This is a genomic window from Clostridioides sp. ZZV15-6597, assembly GCF_020657815.1.
GTDB lineage: Bacteria > Bacillota > Clostridia > Peptostreptococcales > Peptostreptococcaceae > Clostridioides.
The window spans coordinates 1-471 of sequence record NZ_JAGWCT010000251.1 but is presented as its reverse complement, the minus strand read 5'-3'; the positions used below and the strand labels follow the sequence as shown (position 1 = coordinate 471).

1 protein-coding gene is annotated in these 471 nt (G+C 31.6%); it reads left to right on the top strand.

Features of this window, described 5'->3' with window-relative positions; translation table 11 throughout:
* Positions 1-460 (top strand): response regulator transcription factor (locus KGF52_RS21135; RefSeq protein ID WP_227841534.1); only part of this gene is annotated, 460 nt, incomplete at its 5' end.
* Positions 461-471 lie beyond the last annotated feature (11 nt).

The window sequence follows — 471 nt, the reverse complement described above, 5'->3', positions numbered from 1 at the left end:
TTCAGCTAGAGAACAAGACAGAGAAAAGGTAGAAGTGTTTGATGCAGGTGCAGATGATTACTTAACAAAACCATTTTCTATAGTAGAGTTATTAGCTAGGGTAAGGGTTGCGTTTAGACACTCACAAGTAGAATTACAGCAAAAAGAAGAGATTAGGTCTACGTTTGAAGTAGATGAGTTATTTATTGATTTTGATAAAAGAAAAGTCATTGTTGACAATAATGAAGTACATTTGACACCAATTGAATATAATATTCTTTCATTACTTGCAAAGCATCATGGAAAAGTACTTACTCATAATTTTATAATAAAAGAAATATGGGGTAGTATTATAGGAAATGAAACTAAGTCCTTAAGAGTTTTTATGGCAACATTAAGACGAAAAATAGAGAAGCAACCCGCTGACCCTAGGTATATAATTACAGAAGTTGGTGTTGGATATAGACTAAATGATGAATAGACAAAATGGAT